Origin of the sequence: Streptomyces daqingensis, assembly GCF_014645895.1 — a bacterium.
GTDB classification, from domain to species: domain Bacteria; phylum Actinomycetota; class Actinomycetes; order Streptomycetales; family Streptomycetaceae; genus Streptomyces; species Streptomyces daqingensis.
This window is the reverse complement of sequence record NZ_BMMP01000013.1, coordinates 46,524-63,763: the sequence shown is the minus strand read 5'-3', so window position 1 is coordinate 63,763 and position 17,240 is coordinate 46,524. Positions and strand designations below refer to the sequence as shown.

At 69.5% G+C, this 17,240-nt stretch carries 15 protein-coding genes and 1 riboswitch; of the genes, 11 read left to right on the top strand and 4 right to left on the bottom strand.

What is annotated here, in order from left to right; translation table 11 throughout:
• Nucleotides 1-195 precede the first annotated feature (195 nt).
• Nucleotides 196-549 carry a HesB/IscA family protein gene (locus IEY56_RS19600; protein WP_045864091.1) on the top strand — a complete coding sequence of 118 codons (354 nt, stop codon included), beginning with the start codon at nucleotides 196-198 and terminating at the stop codon, nucleotides 547-549.
• 269 nt (nucleotides 550-818) lie between these two features.
• Here IEY56_RS19600 and IEY56_RS19595 read toward each other — a convergent pair whose 3' ends face one another.
• Together IEY56_RS19595 and IEY56_RS19590 are read right to left on the bottom strand one after the other, a co-directional pair.
• The gene (locus IEY56_RS19595; protein ID WP_229712043.1) at nucleotides 819-2,375 is read right to left on the bottom strand and encodes a hypothetical protein; all 1,557 of its coding nucleotides are present in this window, start codon (nucleotides 2,373-2,375) and stop codon (nucleotides 819-821) included.
• 213 nt (nucleotides 2,376-2,588) lie between these two features.
• Nucleotides 2,589-2,906, bottom strand: a complete 318-nt coding sequence (locus IEY56_RS19590) for a hypothetical protein (protein ID WP_373292136.1) — start codon at nucleotides 2,904-2,906, stop codon at nucleotides 2,589-2,591.
• A 137-nt stretch (nucleotides 2,907-3,043) separates the two neighbouring features.
• Between IEY56_RS19590 and IEY56_RS19585 the strand changes: the two genes are divergently transcribed.
• Nucleotides 3,044-4,021 (top strand): carbohydrate kinase family protein, encoded by a 978-nt coding sequence (locus IEY56_RS19585; RefSeq protein ID WP_189038552.1) that lies wholly within the window; start codon nucleotides 3,044-3,046, stop codon nucleotides 4,019-4,021.
• A 126-nt stretch (nucleotides 4,022-4,147) separates the two neighbouring features.
• Here IEY56_RS19585 and IEY56_RS19580 read toward each other — a convergent pair whose 3' ends face one another.
• A complete protein-coding gene (locus IEY56_RS19580) occupies nucleotides 4,148-5,629 on the bottom strand; it encodes a cysteine desulfurase/sulfurtransferase TusA family protein (RefSeq protein WP_189038551.1) in 1,482 nt (493 codons plus the stop codon).
• Between the two features lie 434 nt (nucleotides 5,630-6,063).
• On the opposite strand from IEY56_RS19580, the gene ctaC reads away from it, so the two are divergent.
• The 4 genes from ctaC to IEY56_RS19560 all read left to right on the top strand — a co-directional run bounded on the left by ctaC (nucleotide 6,064) and on the right by IEY56_RS19560 (nucleotide 10,554).
• Nucleotides 6,064-7,059 (top strand): aa3-type cytochrome oxidase subunit II, encoded by a 996-nt coding sequence (gene ctaC / locus IEY56_RS19575; RefSeq protein WP_373292135.1) that lies wholly within the window; start codon nucleotides 6,064-6,066, stop codon nucleotides 7,057-7,059.
• A complete protein-coding gene (ctaD, locus tag IEY56_RS19570) occupies nucleotides 7,056-8,792 on the top strand; it encodes an aa3-type cytochrome oxidase subunit I (RefSeq protein ID WP_189038550.1) in 1,737 nt (578 codons plus the stop codon). Before ctaC ends, ctaD begins: the two co-directional genes overlap by 4 nt.
• Nucleotides 8,789-9,187, top strand: coding sequence for a cytochrome c oxidase subunit 4 (locus tag IEY56_RS19565; protein WP_189038549.1), 399 nt, complete (start codon nucleotides 8,789-8,791; stop codon nucleotides 9,185-9,187). Before ctaD ends, IEY56_RS19565 begins: the two co-directional genes overlap by 4 nt.
• A 113-nt stretch (nucleotides 9,188-9,300) precedes the next feature.
• Nucleotides 9,301-10,554, top strand: a complete 1,254-nt coding sequence (locus IEY56_RS19560; RefSeq protein ID WP_189038548.1) for a L,D-transpeptidase — start codon at nucleotides 9,301-9,303, stop codon at nucleotides 10,552-10,554.
• A 76-nt stretch (nucleotides 10,555-10,630) separates the two neighbouring features.
• On the opposite strand, the gene IEY56_RS19555 is transcribed toward IEY56_RS19560, so the two are convergent.
• Nucleotides 10,631-11,047, bottom strand: a complete 417-nt coding sequence (locus tag IEY56_RS19555) for a hypothetical protein (RefSeq protein ID WP_189038547.1) — start codon at nucleotides 11,045-11,047, stop codon at nucleotides 10,631-10,633.
• A 225-nt stretch (nucleotides 11,048-11,272) separates the two neighbouring features.
• On the opposite strand from IEY56_RS19555, the gene ctaE reads away from it, so the two are divergent.
• The 5 genes from ctaE to trpD all read left to right on the top strand — a co-directional run bounded on the left by ctaE (nucleotide 11,273) and on the right by trpD (nucleotide 16,899).
• Nucleotides 11,273-11,893 carry an aa3-type cytochrome oxidase subunit III gene (gene ctaE / locus IEY56_RS19550; RefSeq protein ID WP_045864100.1) on the top strand — a complete coding sequence of 207 codons (621 nt, stop codon included), beginning with the start codon at nucleotides 11,273-11,275 and terminating at the stop codon, nucleotides 11,891-11,893.
• 88 nt (nucleotides 11,894-11,981) lie between these two features.
• On the top strand, nucleotides 11,982-12,794 hold the full coding sequence (gene qcrC, locus IEY56_RS19545; protein WP_189038546.1) for a cytochrome bc1 complex diheme cytochrome c subunit: 813 nt from the start codon (nucleotides 11,982-11,984) through the stop codon (nucleotides 12,792-12,794).
• Nucleotides 12,791-13,858: a cytochrome bc1 complex Rieske iron-sulfur subunit gene (gene qcrA, locus IEY56_RS19540; protein WP_189038545.1), complete on the top strand. Its 1,068-nt coding sequence runs from the start codon at nucleotides 12,791-12,793 to the stop codon at nucleotides 13,856-13,858. The genes qcrC and qcrA overlap by 4 nt, the downstream gene beginning before the upstream one ends.
• Entirely contained in the window at nucleotides 13,855-15,489 is a 1,635-nt protein-coding gene (gene qcrB / locus IEY56_RS19535) for a cytochrome bc1 complex cytochrome b subunit (RefSeq protein WP_189038544.1), read from the top strand. Before qcrA ends, qcrB begins: the two co-directional genes overlap by 4 nt.
• Nucleotides 15,490-15,804: 315 nt before the next feature.
• The gene (gene trpD / locus IEY56_RS19530; protein WP_189038543.1) at nucleotides 15,805-16,899 is read left to right on the top strand and encodes an anthranilate phosphoribosyltransferase; all 1,095 of its coding nucleotides are present in this window, start codon (nucleotides 15,805-15,807) and stop codon (nucleotides 16,897-16,899) included.
• A 141-nt stretch (nucleotides 16,900-17,040) separates the two neighbouring features.
• Nucleotides 17,041-17,161, top strand: a riboswitch (SAM riboswitch).
• Nucleotides 17,162-17,240: the final 79 nt, after the last annotated feature.

The window sequence follows — 17,240 nt, the reverse complement described above, 5'->3', positions numbered from 1 at the left end:
ATTAATCATAACCGCTTCACGTCACTTTGACGATGCCGTTCGCGTCGATGTGACGCATTCCCGTTCGCTCCCGCCGTGTGGGAGCATGAGGACCGAGAACGACGGAAAATGAACGTGCCAGCCCTGGAATGAATCCGGGACGCCGCCGGTTGCAGCTGGCGGCAGAGCAGTCCGAACAACCCGGGAGAGAAGCAGATGTCCGTATCGGACGAGACCGCTGTGAGCGACGGCATCATTCTGTCCGACGCCGCCGCGGCGAAGGTCAAGAACCTGCTGGAGCAGGAAGGTCGTGACGACCTGGCGCTGCGGGTCGCCGTCCAGCCGGGTGGCTGTTCCGGCCTGCGGTACCAGCTCTTCTTCGACGAGCGCTCGCTCGACGGCGACGTGGTGAAGGACTTCGACGGTGTCAAGGTCGTCACCGACCGGATGAGCGCCCCGTACCTGGGCGGCGCCTCCATCGACTTCGTCGACACCATCGAGAAGCAGGGCTTCACGATCGACAACCCCAACGCCACGGGCTCCTGCGCCTGCGGTGACTCCTTCAACTGAGCGGCGTCCGCGGCCCCGGGCCGCAGACCGGCTCCGGTTCCCAGAACTGAGCTCCAGTTCCTGAACTGTCTCCAGTTCTCAGAACTGAAAAGGACGGAGGCGGCGGACTCCCCCCACCAGGGGTCCGCCGCCTCCGTCGTTCCTGCCCCCGCTCTCCCTCAGTCCTGTTCTCGTCGCTTCTGCCCCTCGGGGGCCCTCTCAAGGGTCCGTCGGCCGACTTTGTCGCGGCCTGGCGACCCTCGCGGCTCCACGGGCCGCGCCGGCCGGCCTCACCGGGCCTTCGGTACGGCCTCACCGTCCTGCGTGTCGACGACCTTCCGGCCGTCCAGCTCCTTCTCCAGCTCGACCTCGACGGTCTGGGGCTTGGCCATCTTCACGCAGACCTTGTCCGGGTCGGACTTCTCCGGCCGCACGGTCACCTTCACCGACTTGCCGGACTCCTCGGCGCTCGCCGTGTACTTGTCGCACACGCCGCCCCAGAACGTCAGCTTCACCGTGCGCCCGTCGACCTCGTAGGACTTCACGGCCTGCAACGGGGTCTCGGCGCCGGGCTTCCCGCCCGGCTTGCCGGGCTGCCCCGAACCGTCCGGCGCGTCCGCGTCCGAACCGCCCCCGGGCTTCTGCGGCTTGGCGGGCTTGAGGAACTCCGGCTCGACCGCGGGGTGGGCGACGCTGGCCTGCTGGTCGCCGCCCGGCAGCTCGAACTCGTAGATCCAGGACGGTACGAGCACCGGCTTGCCGGCCGAGTACCGCGTCACGAGCCCGAACTCGGCGTCCGTCACCTTGAGCGGCTTGCCCTTGGCGGCCTCCGCCTCGCCCTTGCCCGGCTTGCCGTCCGCCTTGGGGGCGGGCGCCGGTTCGCGCACCGTGCCGGAGCCGCTGTGCGGCCCCGTGGCGCCCTGCTTGTTGAGCTGCTTCAGCGTCTCGTCCGCCGACATCACCGGATACGAGGCGCCCTCGCTCAGTTCGCCCAGGTTTCCGTGGCCGCGGACGATCTCACCGTCCTTGCCGACGCTGAACGTGGTGTTCCAGTCCTTCGTCGGCATGCCGCCCACCTCGGGCGTCACGGTCACCATGCGCAGCGGACCGGTCGTCACGCTCGCGTCCAGTTCGGCGTCCTGGAGCTTCAGCGTCTTCAGCACCGGCCGCACGGCGTCCTCGGCCTTCTTCTCCGAGACGGGGTCGCCCTTGCCGGAATCGGGCATGGACGGGCACGAGCCGGGCCGTTCGACCTCCCCGGCCGACGGCGCGGGGCCGCCGGGCACCGTCGGGAGCGGCTTGCCGCACGGCATGACGGGTGAACGCGACGTCTGGTACGTCCAGTTGCCGGCCATGCGCTCGTCGTTCACCGACAGCGTCAGCCCGCCGTCGGAGTCCCCGTCCTTGCCGACGACCCACCGGCCGTCCTTCTTCTCGGGCTTGCCGGAGACGTCCAGGCTCTCCGCCAGTGCGGTCACGGCCGCGCGCGATACGCCGTCCGGTGTCCGGTAGACGCTGGCGGCGTCGGGGCCGTCCGGCATCTTCTTGTTGGCGCGGTACGTCTGCGCGTTCGGGTTCGGCTCCCCGGGTGCGATGCCCTCGCCGTCGCCCTCGCCGCCCTGCGCGGCCACCCCGTCCAGCGCCAGTTTCGGGGGCTTGGAGGTGCTGCCGGGTGCGTAGTCGCCGCCTTCGCCCGCGGTCGAGGCCCAGTACGCGCCGCCACCGCCGGCCAGCAGTACGGCCGCCGCCACCGTGGCGACGGACAGCCGCCGGCGGCCGTGCCGCCCTGGCCGTGCGTCCGCGGAAGGGAAACCCCCACCGTCGGTGGGAGACTTTTCGGTATTCACCGCGTTGCTCCTTCGGCTCCGCTCATCACTTTCAGGTCCCGGCCCCGCATGCGAGGGACATCCATGTGACGGCGGCGGAGCCCGCCTGGTTCCCGGCTGAGCCCTCCGGCCGGGGTCTGACCTCGGCCCCGGTGGCGGCGGCGCCCTCCCGGGCCCTCACCCGGAGGCGGCGGTCAAGCCCCGAGGGGCGCGCGCAGGGGCGGCGGGCGCACTTCACCAGAGGCCGTACTCCGACATCCCGTCCAGCATCCGCGCGGAGGAGGCGGGGACGCGCACCCCGCGCGGAGCCCCGTACGCACCGGCCTCGCGGAGGCGGGCGGCCGCGGACGCGCGCTCCAGCCGGCGGGCAGGGTGCGGGGCGGGCCAGGGGAGCGCGGAGGGGAAGAAGGGACCCGACCAGTGCGGCGCCATGCGGGCGCAGTCACTGCGCAGTTCGTCCATCGACTCGGGGTCCGACGAGGCGCTTCGCGGCCTGTCGTACGGGGAGCCCGGAGGGAGACCGTGTGTGAGGTCCTGCGTCAGGTTCTGCATTCCACGACGCTACGCAGCAGGTGAGGCGCCTGGAAGGCCCTACTATCGGGTAGTTCCGTCCTGTTCGGATACGGGGACCTAGCGGGTAGCGTGATGTTGCCATCCGACAGCGTCCTCCGACAGGAGCAGTTTTCGCCGTGCGTATCGCAGTCACCGGCTCCATCGCGAATGACCACCTGATGACGTTCCCCGGTCGGTTCTCCGACCAGCTGGTCGCCGACCAGCTGCACACCGTCTCGCTCTCCTTCCTCGTCGACGGGCTCGACATCAGGCGGGGCGGCGTGGGCGCCAACATCGCCTTCGGTATGGGGCAGCTCGGGGCGAACCCGATCCTCGTCGGCGCCGCCGGCGAGGACTTCGAGGAATACCGCGCCTGGCTCGAACGGCACGGTGTGGACACCGAGTCCGTCCACATCTCCGAGCTGAAGCACACCGCCCGCTTCGTGTGCACAACCGACGAGGCCCACAACCAGATCGGCTCCTTCTACACGGGAGCCATGAGTGAGGCCCGCCTGATCGAACTGCAGACGGTCGCCGACCGCGTGGGCGGCCTCGACCTCGTGTGCATCAGCGCGGACGACCCCGAGGCGATGGCCCGCCACACGGAGGAGTGCCGCAAGCGGGGCATCCCCTTCGCGGCGGACTTCTCGCAGCAGATCGCGCGTATGGAGGGCGAGGACATCCGCACCCTGATGGAGGGCGCGACCTACCTCTTCTCGAACGAGTACGAGAAGGAGCTCATCGAGGCCAAGACCGGCTGGAGCGACAAGGAGATACTGGCGAAGGTCGGCACCCGCGTCGTCACGCTGGGTGCCAAGGGCGTCCGCATCGAGCGCGAGGGCCAGGAGGTCATCGAGGTCGGGGTGCCGAAGGAAGAGGCCAAGGCCGACCCCACCGGTGTGGGCGACGCCTTCCGTGCGGGCTTCCTCTCCGGTCTCGCCTGGGGCGTCAGCCTGGAGCGCGCCGCGCAGGTCGGCTGCATGCTGGCCACGCTCGTCATCGAGACGGTGGGCACCCAGGAGTACGAACTGCGCCGGTCGCACTTCATGGAGCGCTTCACCAAGTGCTACGGCGAGGAGGCCGCCGCCGAGGTCACCTCGCACCTGAACGTGTGACCCCGTAGCGCAACACGGCATCGAGGGGCGGCCCGGCACCGGGCCGCCCCTTCCGCTTGCCCGTGCACCCCCTGCACGCCGGTGCGCCTTCGTCGGGCCGTCCGCCCGCGGTGGGGCGGCGAGCGCTCAGCTCAGGCGGCGCACGCGGAACCGGTCGCCCTGCACGCCCAGGAACTCCTGGCCCCGCATCTCGCACCAGGCCGGGATGTCGACGCGGGCGGCCTCGTCGTCCGCGAGCACCACGATCACACCGCCGACCGGCACGTCGTCGAAGTGCCGGGCCAGTTCGATGACGGGCATCGGGCACACCGTCCCCAGCGCGTTGACGGTCAGCTCCCTCCCGCCCTCCTCCGGGGCGGGGGCCGACTGCTCCCCGTACGGGGCGGCGCGGTCCTCCGGCCCCTCGTCCCTCGCCCGGCCGTCCTGCCCGGCCGTGCTCCGCTCCGCGGTGGTCCCCGGGGCGTTCACCTGCTCACGCACCTCCCGAACCGCGTCCGGCAGCACCTGGAGGAACCGCTCGACGTCCGCCTCGACCGACTCACCGGGCACCGGAGGCAGCGACAGCCGGATGTTGCCCTCCGACAGCACGCCCATGGCCCGCAGGACGTGACTCGGCGTCAGCGTGCTGGACGTGCAGGAGGAGCCCGAGGAGACCGAGAAGTCGGCGCGGTCGAGCACGTGCAGCAGGGCCTCCCCGTCCACGTACAGGCAGGAGAACGTCACGACGTGCGGAAGCCGGTGGACCGGGTCCCCGACGACCTCGACGTCCGGGACCGACCGCGGCACCTCGGCGCGGACCCTCTCGATCAGGGGGCGCAGCCGCGCCGCCACGGCGTCCGCCTCCGCCCGTACGGCCCGCAGGGAGGCCGCAGCCGCCACGACGGCGGGGATGTTCTCGAAACCGGGGCTGCGCCCGCGTTCACGCTCGTCCGACGGGGGCGGGGCCGCGAAGCGCACGCCCTTGCGTACGGCGAGGAGGCCGACGCCGGGCGGCCCGCCCCACTTGTGCGCGCTGCCCGTCAGCACCGACCAGCCTTCCTCGGGGCGGCCCCAGGCGAGGGACTGCGCGGCGTCCACGAGCAGCGGCACCCCGGCCTCCGCGCACACCCCTGCGACCTCGGCGACCGGCTGCACGGTGCCGGTCTCGTGGTTGGCGGACTGGAGGCAGGCGAGCGCCGTGCCCCCGTCCGCCGTCCCGTCCCTGAGCGCCGCCTCGTAGGCGGACGCGGAGACCCGGCCCGTACGGTCCACGGGGACCTCGGTGACGGAGCCCCCGCCCTCCTCGTGCGCTGCCGCCGCGTGCAGGACCGCGGAGTGCTCCACGGCGGAGACGGCCAGCCCCCTTCCCGCGCGGCGCCGTCCCGCGAGGACGCCGGCGATCCCGGTGTGCAAGGCAGCGGTACCCGATGGGGTGAACACCAGCTCGTCGGGACGGCACCCCACCGCCTCGGCGGCGGTCTCCCGCGCGGCGTCCAGCAGCATCCTCGCCCGCCGCCCCTCCCGGTGCAGCCGCGAGGGGTCGGCCCACCCCTCGTCCAGGGCGGCGGTCAGGGCCTGGCGGGCGACGGGATGCAGGGGGACCGACGATGCGGCGTCGAAGTATGGCACGCAGGAACGCTAACTCCGTTCCCCGGCTGCCCGCCCGGACAGCCGCTGGTCCGCCCCGTCCCCGCGTACGGGCCGGACCGTGTCCCGGCGCTCCCGGCGCGAACGCGCCGACGCCGCATCAGGGGCGACCGACCGCGCGCTGCGGGTCCTTGGCGCACCCCCGTTCCGCTGCGGCACGGGCGCGCCGCCGCGCCCGTGTCCCAACGCCGCTTCCCCCGGCGGGTCTTCGCCGCGCTGCCCCGCGCGCCGGACCGCCCTCCACCGCTGGCAGGGGCCCCGCGACGTGTTGGGGACCCTCCCCGCAGACGCCCGGGAACGGTCCAGTAAGGTTTGCTCCGCATCAACATCCAAACCCCTGCCCGCGCCAGGGGCCCGCGCCCGACCTGCAACGGCCGAGCCCGGATGGGCGGGCGAGACTCTCGGGAAGGCGCTACGTGAGTCCCAACGGCTCCGACCTCCCCCACCGCCCGACGGGCGGGGGCGGTACCCCCATGTCGCGGCGCCCGATGCGGCGGAAGCTGCAGCAGGCGCTCGCCGCGGGCCTGGTCCTGGCGACCGCCACCGGTTGCACTTCCAAGGACTTCCCCCGCCTCGGCATGCCCACTCCGGTCACGGACGAGGCCCCTCGGATCCTCTCCCTCTGGCAGGGGTCGTGGGCCGCGGCGCTCGCTGTGGGCGTACTGGTCTGGGGCCTGATCCTCTGGAGCGTCGTCTTCCACCGGCGCACCAGGACCAAGGTGGAGGTCCCTCCGCAGACGCGGTACAACATGCCCATCGAGGCCCTGTACACGGTGGTGCCCATCATCATCGTGGCGGTGCTCTTCTATTTCACCGCGCGGGACGAGACCAAGCTCCTGGCGACCACGGAGAAGCCGGCGCACGTCGTCAACGTCGTCGGCTACCAGTGGAGCTGGGGCTTCAACTACATCGAGGACGTGGACGGCAAGGCCTCGACCTCCAACACCGAGGACAAGGAACTCTCCGCCATCCCGGACAGGATGACGAAGAGCTTCCCCAAGGGCGCCGAAGGCGTCTACGCGGCCGGTACTCCGGGTGAGAAGAACCCCCAGACCGGCAATCCGGGCCCCACGCTCTGGCTGCCGAAGGGCGAGAAGGTCCAGTTCATCCTGACCTCCCGCGACGTCATCCACTCGTTCTGGGTGGTGCCGTTCCTGATGAAGCAGGACGTCATCCCCGGCCACGTGAACCGCTTCGAGGTGACCCCCAGCAAGGAGGGCACCTACATGGGCAAGTGCGCCGAACTGTGCGGCGTCGACCACTCCCGGATGCTTTTCAACGTCAAGGTCGTCTCCCCGGAGCGCTACAAGAAGCACCTGGAGGACCTGGCCGAGAAGGGCCAGACCGGCTACATCCCGTCGGGCACCGCCACCACGGGCGGCGCCAAGAATGCGGAGACGAATAACCCGTGAGCATCCTCAACGAGTCCAAGGGTGCCGCCACGACGGCCGAGGCAGCACCACCCGTACGACAGAAGACGCCCGGAGCCATGGTGGTCGACTGGCTGACCACCACGGACCACAAGAAGATCGGGACGCTGTACTTCGTCACGTCCTTCGCCTTCTTCTGCATCGGCGGCGTCATGGCGCTCCTGATGCGCGCCGAACTCGCCCGTCCCGGCTCCCAGGTGATGTCGAACGAGCAGTTCAACCAGGCGTTCACCATGCACGGCACGATCATGCTGCTGATGTTCGCGACGCCGCTCTTCGCCGGCTTCGCGAACTGGATCATGCCGCTGCAGATCGGCTCGCCGGACGTCGCGTTCCCGCGGCTGAACATGCTGGCGTACTGGCTGTACCTCTTCGGTTCGCTGATCGCCGTCGGGGGTTTCCTCACCCCGCAGGGCGCTGCGGACTTCGGCTGGTTCGCCTACTCGCCGCTCTCCGACGCGATCCGCTCGCCCGGCATCGGCGCCGACCTGTGGATCATGGGCCTCGCGCTCTCCGGTTTCGGCACGATCCTCGGTTCGGTCAACTTCATCACCACGATCATCTGCATGCGCGCGCCCGGAATGACGATGTTCCGCATGCCGATCTTCACCTGGAACGTGCTGCTGACCGGTGTGCTGGTGCTGCTGGCCTTCCCGGTGCTCGCCGCCGCGCTCTTCGCGCTGGAGGCGGACCGCAAGTTCGGTGCCCACGTCTTCGACGCCGCCAACGGCGGGCCGCTGCTGTGGCAGCACCTGTTCTGGTTCTTCGGCCACCCCGAGGTCTACATCATCGCGCTGCCGTTCTTCGGCATCGTCTCGGAGATCATCCCCGTCTTCAGCCGCAAGCCGATGTTCGGCTACATCAGCCTCATCGCGGCGACGATCGCCATCGCCGGCCTGTCGGTGACGGTCTGGGCGCACCACATGTACGTCACCGGAGGAGTGCTACTGCCCTTCTTCGCCTTCATGACGTTCCTGATCGCGGTACCGACGGGTGTGAAGTTCTTCAACTGGATCGGCACGATGTGGAAGGGCTCCTTGTCCTTCGAGACGCCGATGCTGTGGACGATCGGCTTCCTGGTCACGTTCCTCTTCGGCGGCCTGACCGGCGTCATCCTGGCCTCGCCCCCGATGGACTTCCACGTCTCCGACACCTACTTCGTGGTGGCGCACTTCCACTACGTCGTGTTCGGCACGGTGGTCTTCGCGATGTTCGCCGGCTTCCACTTCTGGTGGCCGAAGTTCACCGGAAAGATTCTCGACGAGCGCCTCGGCAAGATCACTTTCTGGACGCTCTTCGTCGGGTTCCACGGCACTTTCCTCGTGCAGCACTGGCTGGGCGTCGAGGGCATGCCGCGCCGCTATTCGGACTACCTCGCGGCCGACGGCTTCACCGCGCTGAACACCCTCTCGACGATCAGCTCCTTCCTGCTGGGCCTGTCGATCCTGCCCTTCCTGTACAACGTCTGGAAGACGGCCAAGCACGGCAAGAAGGTCGACGTCGACGACCCGTGGGGCTACGGCCGTTCGCTCGAATGGGCGACGAGCTGCCCGCCCCCGCGGCACAACTTCCTCTCGCTGCCGCGCATCCGCTCCGAGTCGCCGGCCTTCGACCTGCACCACCCTGAGGTCGCGGCCCTCGACCAGCTCGGGGAGTACGAGGCGAAGGGTCAGGGCGAGGAGAGGATCATCAGCGGCAAGGAGAGCGGAAAGTGAAGATCCAGGGCAAGATTTTCCTCGGCCTGGCCGTCTTCCTGCTGGCCACGGCGATCGTCTACGGCGCCTGGTCGAAGGAGCCCGTCGGCACGACGGGCCTGTTCCTCGCCTTCGGGCTCACGGTGATGATCGGCTACTACCTGGCGTTCACCGCGCGCCGCGTGGACGCCGGGGCGCAGGACAACAAGGAGGCCGACGTCGCGGACGACGCCGGCGAGCTGGGCTTCTTCAGCCCGCACAGCTGGCAGCCGCTCACCCTCGGTCTCGGTGCCGCCTTCGCCTTCCTGGGCGTCGCCTTCGGATGGTGGCTGGTGTACGTCTCGGCGCCGATCCTGCTCGTCGGCCTGTTCGGCTGGGTCTTCGAGTACTACCACGGCGAGAACCGCACTCAGTAAGGTTCGCGGCTGAGGCAGTCTGCAGATGGGTCGGCCCCCGGAATTCTCCGGGGGCCGACCCATTTGCCTGCGCCCAACAGGCCCAAGACCGCGTGAGTTCCTACCTTGGGCCTATGAATCACTCATCGAAGGCAAAGCGCCGGATTTCAGCAGGATGTGCCCTCACGCTCGCCCCGCTCGCGGTGGGCCTTACCTCGTGCGCCGGAAGCGACGGCAACCCGCTCGCGGGAGCCCCGTACGACGCCGGCAACCAGATTTCGGTGAGCGCGGGTGAGGAGGGGAGCACGATCGACCCCTCGCGCCCGCTGAAGGTGACCTCCAACGAAGGGCGAATAGCCGACGTCACCGCGGTCGACACGGCAGGCCGCCACCTGAGCGGCAAGCTCTCCGAGGACGGCACCAGGTGGCAGAGCACCACCCCGCTGGCCGCGGGCGTGCGCTACACGGTCCGCATCAGCACCGAGAACGGCGACGGCGAGCAGGGCCGCCGCACCCTGAACTTCCAGACCAAGCCCGCACACGCGAAGCGCCTCGGGGTCACCTTCGGCCCGGACAGCGGGACGTACGGCGTGGCCCAGCCCGTGACGGCGGAGCTGAGCCACAAGGTCAAGAGCCCCGCGCAGCGCCGCATCGTGGAGCGTGCGCTGAGCGTCAAGTCCAGCCCCCGCGTCGAGGGCTCCTGGCACTGGGTGGACAGCAAGGAGCTGCACTACCGTCCCAAGGAGTACTGGCCCGCGCACTCCACCGTCAGCGTCAGCAGCCGCCTGAACGGCCTCAAGATCCGCAAGGGGCTCTACGGGGACAAGGCCAAGTCACTGAGGCTGAAGACGGGCGACCGCGTCGAGGCATTCGCCGACGCCTCCGGGCTGAGCATGAAGGTCAAGAAGGACGGCAGGACGGTCAAGGAGATCCCGATCACCACCGGGAAGCCGGGCTTCGAGACCCGCAACGGCACCAAGGTGGTCCTGGGCCGCGAGTCGTTCGTCCGCATGCGCAGCAGCAGCGTCGGCATCGGCGGCGGTGAGTCCTACGACCTCGGCGTCCACTGGGCCACCCGGCTGACGTGGAGCGGGGAGTACGTGCACGCGGCCCCGTGGTCGTCCGGCTCGCACGGCGTCTCCAACAGCAGCCACGGGTGCACGGGCATGAGCACCGGGAACGCCGAGTGGTTCTTCAACCTCGTACGTCCGGGTGTTCCCGTGACGCACTCCAACTCCGACGGCGAGCAGATGGCCGCCTTCGGCAACGGCTTCGGGGACTGGAACCTGTCCTGGAAGAAGTGGAAGGAGGGAAGCTCACTACGCCCCGGCGCCCAGGACAGCGGCGGCAGCACCGCCGACGTCAGCAGGCTCCGCCCGCAGGTCTGAGGGCGGCACGCTGACAGCAGCCGGCCCCGGGGCGCGCGTCGCCCCGGGGCCGGCTCACGGCTGCACGGTCATTCGTTCACAGCGGCTGGACCTCGGCCTGCGCGCCGTTCTTCTCGCGCAGGAGGTCCGCCAGCGCACCGGCGAGGGCGACGGGGTCGATGGGGTGGGAGACGGCCCGCTCCGCGCGGCTCCAGGAGGCGAGCCAGGCGTCCTGTGGGCGTCCGATGAGGAGCAGGACGGGCGGGCAGTCGAAGATCTCGTCCTTGATCTGCCGGCAGACGCCCATGCCGCCGGCGGGCGCGGTCTCGCCGTCCAGGACGCACACGTCGACGTGCTGCTTCTCCAGCGTGCTCAGGAGGGCGGGCAGTGTCGCGCACTCGATGTACTCGACGGCGGGCACGTCGGAGGCAGGCCGGCGGCCTGCGGCGAGCCGGACCTGCTCGCGGGTGTTGGCGTCGTCGCTGTAGACCAGCACCGTGGCGGTCGGCTGCATTGTTCCTCCGCTTGAAGGTCGCACGTTTTCACGTAGGGGGGCGGCGGGAACCGTCCCCGGTTCGGGCGTCCGCGGCAAGTGGAGCCGCTGCGCGGATGTTACTCCTTCGCCCCCTCGCCCAACAGCGGCGCATACGCCTGCGGAAGCCCTTGCCACGGCGCCCGGAGCCGCCCGGACACACCGAACGGGACCCCGGCAGTAAGGGCCGGATGGGCGACCGACATAATGTCGATCGTGGCGACAGCAACTGCAGTAGAAACAGGGCACGCGCACCCGTCGGTCAACCGGCCGAACCTCACCAGCGTCGGAACCATCATCTGGCTGAGTTCCGAGCTGATGTTCTTCGCGGCCCTCTTCGCGATGTACTTCACCCTGCGGTCCGTGACGGGTGCGGACTTCTGGAAGGAACATGCCGAGGCGCTGAACATCCCGTTCTCGGCGACGAACACCACGATTCTGGTGCTCTCCTCACTCACCTGCCAGCTCGGCGTGTTCGCCGCCGAGCGCGGTGACGTGAAGAAGCTCCGCGCGTGGTTCATCGTCACGTTCGTGATGGGCGCCGTCTTCATCGGCGGCCAGGTCTTCGAATACACGGAGCTGGTCGAGAAGGACGGCATCTCGCTCTCCTCGGACCCGTACGGCTCGGTGTTCTACCTGACCACCGGCTTCCACGGGTTGCACGTCACGGGCGGGCTCATCGCGTTCCTGCTCCTGCTCGGCAGGACGTACGCGGCCAAACGCTTCACGCATCAGCAGGCCACTGCGGCCATCGTCGTGTCCTACTACTGGCACTTCGTCGATGTCGTCTGGATCGGCCTCTTCGCCACGATCTACCTGATCAAGTAACCGGTCGGGCGACGTCCGGGCCCGTCCCGGACAGTGACAGACACCAAAAGCAGCATCGACGCAGAAGATCCTGACACCGGGGTAATCCGTGAAAAAGCTCTCCGCACGACGGCGCCATCCGCTGGCGGCGCTCGTCGTCCTACTCTTCGCGCTGGCGGCCACCGGGGGGCTGTACGCCGCGTTCGCCCCCGCAGGCGAAGCGAAGGCCGAACAGGCCTCGAGCCAGTCCCTCGCCATCGAAGAGGGCAAGAAGCTCTACGCCACCGGCTGCTCCAGTTGCCACGGGACGGGCGGCCAGGGCACCAGCGACGGCCCGAGCCTCGTGGGTGTCGGGTCGGCTGCTGTGGACTTCCAGGTCGGCACCGGCCGCATGCCCGCGCAGCAGCCGGGCGCGCAGGTGCCGGAGAAGAAGAAGATCTACAGCCAGGACGAGATCAACCAGCTCGCCGCGTACGTCGCTTCGCTGGGCTCCGGTCCTGTCACGCCCACCAAGGACCAGTACGACCCGAACGGCGCCGACATCGCCAACGGCGGCCAGCTCTTCCGTACGAACTGCGCCCAGTGCCACAACTTCACGGGTGAGGGCGGCGCTCTCACACACGGCAAGTACGCCCCGGGTCTCGAGGACGTCACGCCCAAGCACATCTACGAGGCCATGCAGACGGGCCCGCAGAACATGCCGTCCTTCCCGGACAAGGTGATGCCGGAGAAGGACAAGCGCGACATCGCCGCCTACCTGAAGACGGTGAACAGCAAGGACTCGAAGCAGCCCGGCGGTTACAAGCTGGGCGGTCTCGGACCGGTGGCCGAGGGCCTGTTCGCCTGGATCTTCGGGCTCGGTGCGCTCATCGTCGTCGCCGTCTGGGTCGCGGCTCGTACCGCAAAGGCCAGGAAGTCATGAGCGAGACTGGATCACACGACAACGTGTCTGACGAGAAGCTGCCGAGCGCACAGGAGAACGGTCACGGCACGGTGGCCACGGCGGACGACCCGTTCGCCGACCCCGGGATGCCGCCGCACGAGCCCCGCGTCCAGGACGTCGACGAGCGTGCTGCCAAGCGCTCCGAGCGCGTCGTCGCGATGCTCTTCACGGCGTCGATGCTGGCCACGGTGGGCTTCATCGCGAGCTTCGTGGCCATCCCGGTCGACAAGTTCGTGTACATCTGGCCGATGGGGAACATCGGCGCGCTGAACTTCGCGCTCGGTACGACGCTGGGCGTCGCCCTCTTCTGCATCGGCGCGGGCGCGGTCCACTGGGCGCGCACCCTGATGTCGGACCACGAACTGGTCGACGAGCGGCACCAGGTCGCCGCCGAGCCTGACACCCGGGCGAAGGTCATGGAGGACTTCCGCCAGGGAGCCAAGGAGTCCGCCCTCGGGCGGCGTCCGCTCATCCGGCGGACGATGTTCGGGGCTCTGGCGCTCGTCCCGCTGTCCGGTGTCGTGCTCCTGCGCGACCTCGGTCCGCTGCCCGAGGACAAGCTCGAGCACACCCTGTGGGCCAAGGGCAAGCTGCTGGTCAACGAGAACACGCACGAGCCGCTCCGCCCCGAGGACATCACCGTCGGCTCCCTGACGTTCGCCATGCCGGAGGGCCTTGACGAGCACGACGAGGACTTCCAGAAGGAGATCGCCAAGGCGGCCCTGATGCTCGTCCGCCTCGAGCCCGAGGACATCAAGGACAAGCGGGAGCTGGACTGGTCCCACGAGGGGATCGTGGCCTACTCCAAGATCTGTACGCACGTCGGCTGTCCCGTCAGCCTGTACGAGCAGCAGACGCACCACGTGCTCTGCCCGTGCCACCAGTCGACCTTCGACCTGTCGGACGGTGCGCGAGTGATCTTCGGTCCGGCCGGCCACGCGCTGCCGCAGCTCAAGATCAGCGTCAACAACGATGGATTCCTCGAAGCTCAGGGCGACTTCGAAGAACCCGTGGGCCCCGCCTACTGGGAGCGTCGAGCATGAGTACTACAAGCGAGAGCACCGCTGCGAAGAAGCAGGCACCCGCCGGTGAACGGGTCGCCGACTGGGCGGACGGCCGGCTGGGCATCTACAGCCTCGCCAAGGCCAACATGCGCAAGATCTTCCCGGACCACTGGTCCTTCATGCTGGGTGAGGTCGCGCTCTACAGCTTCATCATCATCATCCTCACGGGCGTCTACCTGACGCTGTTCTTCCACCCGTCGATGAACGAGGTGGAGTACCACGGCAGTTACGTGCCGATGCAGGGCGTGCTGATGTCGGAGGCGTTCGCCTCCACGCTGGACATCAGCTTCGACGTGCGCGGCGGTCTGCTGGTGAGGCAGATCCACCACTGGGCGGCGCTGATCTTCCTCGGCGCGATGTTCGTCCACATGATGCGCGTCTTCTTCACCGGCGCCTTCCGCAAGCCGCGTGAGATCAACTGGCTGTTCGGCTTCCTGCTGTTCGTGCTGGGCATGTTCACCGGCTTCACCGGCTACTCCCTGCCGGACGACCTGCTCTCGGGCACCGGCGTGCGGTTCATGGAGGGCGCGGTCCTGTCCGTGCCGATCGTCGGCACGTACCTGTCGATGTTCCTCTTCGGCGGCGAGTTCCCCGGGCACGACTTCGTCGCGCGGTTCTTCTCCGTCCACGTGCTGCTGCTGCCGGGGATCATGCTGGGCCTGCTGGTGGCCCATCTGATCCTGGTCTTCTACCACAAGCACACGCAGTTCGCGGGCCCCGGCCGTACGAACAAGAACGTCGTCGGAATGCCGCTGCTGCCGGTCTACATGGCCAAGGCGGGAGGCTTCTTCTTCCTCGTCTTCGGCGTCATCTCCGTCATCGCGGCGACGTTCACCGTCAACCCGATCTGGGTGCTCGGCCCGTACCGTCCGGACCAGGTGTCGACGAACGCGCAGCCCGACTGGTACATGGGCTTCTCCGAGGGGCTGATCCGCGTCATGCCCGGCTGGGAGGTCCATCTGTGGGACCACACGCTCGTACTGGGCGTCTTCATCCCGCTGATGGTCTTCCCGCTCGTGCTCGCCGCGATCGCCGTCTACCCGTTCATCGAGTCCTGGGTGACGGGCGACAAGCGGGAGCACCACATCGCGGACCGGCCGCGGAACGCCCCGACCCGTACGGCTTTCGGATGTGCCTGGATCGCCTGGTACACCGTCATGCTGGTCGGCGGCGGCAACGACCTGGTGGCGACGCACTTCGACCTGTCGATCAACGCCATCACGTGGTTCGTGCGCATCGCCTTCTTCGTGGTGCCGGTCGTGGTCTTCTTCGTCACCCGGCGGATCTGCCTGGGGCTCCAGCGCAAGGACAAGGAGAAGGTGCTGCACGGACGCGAGTCCGGCATCATCAAGCGGCTCCCGCACGGCGAGTTCGTCGAGGTGCACGAGCAGCTCTCCCAGGAGCAGCTGCACACGCTCACGGCGCACGAGCAGCACAAGCCGTACGAGATCGGCCCGGAGACCGACGAGAACGGCGTCCAGCGCAAGGTGGGCCGCGCCCAGAAGCTGCGCGCCCGGTTCTCGAAGGGCTACTACGGCGAGCAGGCTCAGATCCCGAAGCCGACCGCCGAGGAGTACCGGGAGATCACCAGCGGCCACGGCCACCACTGAGGTTCCGCTGCTCCGAGCGGGCAGCGCAGCGTCGCACACGAGGGGCCGGGCTCCCCAGCGGGGAGCCCGGCCCCTCGGGCGTGCGGAAGGGCGTAGCGCCGGTCCGGCGAGTGCCACGGCCCGATCCGGGTGATGTCCTGGTCGGGGCGTCAGGCGGCTAGGGTGGGGTCGGCCGGGAGGCACGCACAGCGGAGCCGCCCGGCGAGTCCCCCGCCGTGCCTCGTGGTTCGCACCCGGTCGCGTTCGCTGCCTGCGTGAGCCTCCGGCACCGGGGCGGACGTCCGTTCTCCGCGTTGCAGGACCTCAGGAGGGATCATGAGCGCCGTTCCGTCTGCCGGCTCTCCCGCCCCCAGCGCCTCCGGCCTGGGAGCTGCCCCCGGGGGTTCCCACACCTGGCCGGACGTACTGACCTCGCTGCTCGCGGGGGAGAACCTCGGGGCCGACGCCACCGCCTGGGCGATGGACCGCATCATGCGGGGCGAGGCGAGCGACGCGCAGATCGCCGGTTTCGCGGTGGCGCTGCGGGCGAAGGGCGAGACGGTCGACGAGATCACCGGTCTCGTACGGGCCATGTACGCGCATGCCAACGTGATCGAGGTCCCCGGGCCCACGGTCGACATCGTCGGTACCGGCGGCGACCGCGCGAAGACGGTCAACATCTCGACGATGTCCGCCATCGTGGTCGCGGGCTGCGGCGCGAAGGTCGTCAAGCACGGCAACCGCGCGGCCTCCAGCGCCAGTGGCGCGACGGACGTACTGGAGAAGCTGGGCGTCAATCTGGAGCTGACCCCGCAGCGTGTCGCCGAGGTGGCCTCGGAGGCGGGCATCACCTTCTGCTTCGCCGTGAAGTTCCACCCGTCGCTGCGCCATGTGGCCAACGCCCGCGGCGAGTTGGGCATCCCCACCTCTTTCAACTTCCTCGGCCCGCTGACGAACCCCGCGCGCGTACAGGCGCAGGCGACCGGTGTGGCGAACGCCCGGATGGCTCCCATCATGGCGGGCGTGCTCGCCGAACGCGGTTCTTCCGCCCTCGTCTTCCGCGGGGACGACGGTCTGGACGAGCTGACGACCACGGCCACGTCCACCGTGTGGGTCGTACGGGACGGCGAGGTGCGTCAGCAGTCGTTCGACCCGCGCGACGTGGGCATCGACATCGTGCCGGTGGAGGCCCTGCGCGGGGCCGACGCCGCGTACAACGCGGACGTGGCGAGGCGGGTGCTCGACGGCGAGAAGGGCCCCGTGCGCGACGCGGTGCTGCTGAACTCCGCCGCGGCCCTCGTCGCCCTCGAACCGGGCGACGCGCCGCTGGCCGATCAGATCCGCGCGGCGATGGCCCGGGCGGCAGAGTCCGTGGACAGCGGTGCGGCCAGGGCGTCGCTGGAGCGCTGGGTGGCCGCGAGCCACATGTGACGGCGGGCTCCGCCGTTCGGAAACCGGGGCTGGGGGGCCTTCCCTCTCCTCGGGGCCGGGCGGCGGCGCTGCGCCGTGACGCTGTCCGCGATGCGGACGCCCGGACGCCGGCGCCGAACCCGTGTGCCATACTCCCGGCCAGGTCACGAGTGACAGCGATCAAGGCCCCGGCCCGCTGTCCGGCAACCCTCCTGTCCGTGGTGGGGTGCCCCGGGTGATGACCGGGCCGCACGGCAGCAAGGCCGCGCGGCAAGCACGGATCCCTCTGTCCCGCCCGCAGCGGGCAGGCCTCGGCCAGGGATCCCTGGTCTTGAGGGAGTCCTCCGTGAGTCAGCACGTCG

Bases quoted from the DNA above. Each gene is read 5' to 3' on its own strand.
- trpD (WP_189038543.1), top strand. From the start codon at position 15,805: ATGAGCGCCGTTCCGTCTGCCGGCTCTCCCGCCCCCAGCGCCTCCGGC.
- IEY56_RS19590 (WP_373292136.1), bottom strand. From the start codon at position 2,906: ATGCAGAACCTGACGCAGGACCTCACACACGGTCTCCCTCCGGGCTCC.
- ctaE (WP_045864100.1), top strand. From the start codon at position 11,273: ATGTCGATCGTGGCGACAGCAACTGCAGTAGAAACAGGGCACGCGCAC.
- qcrA (WP_189038545.1), top strand. From the start codon at position 12,791: ATGAGCGAGACTGGATCACACGACAACGTGTCTGACGAGAAGCTGCCG.
- IEY56_RS19600 (WP_045864091.1), top strand. From the start codon at position 196: ATGTCCGTATCGGACGAGACCGCTGTGAGCGACGGCATCATTCTGTCC.
- qcrB (WP_189038544.1), top strand. From the start codon at position 13,855: ATGAGTACTACAAGCGAGAGCACCGCTGCGAAGAAGCAGGCACCCGCC.
- IEY56_RS19555 (WP_189038547.1), bottom strand. From the start codon at position 11,047: ATGCAGCCGACCGCCACGGTGCTGGTCTACAGCGACGACGCCAACACC.
- IEY56_RS19560 (WP_189038548.1), top strand. From the start codon at position 9,301: ATGAATCACTCATCGAAGGCAAAGCGCCGGATTTCAGCAGGATGTGCC.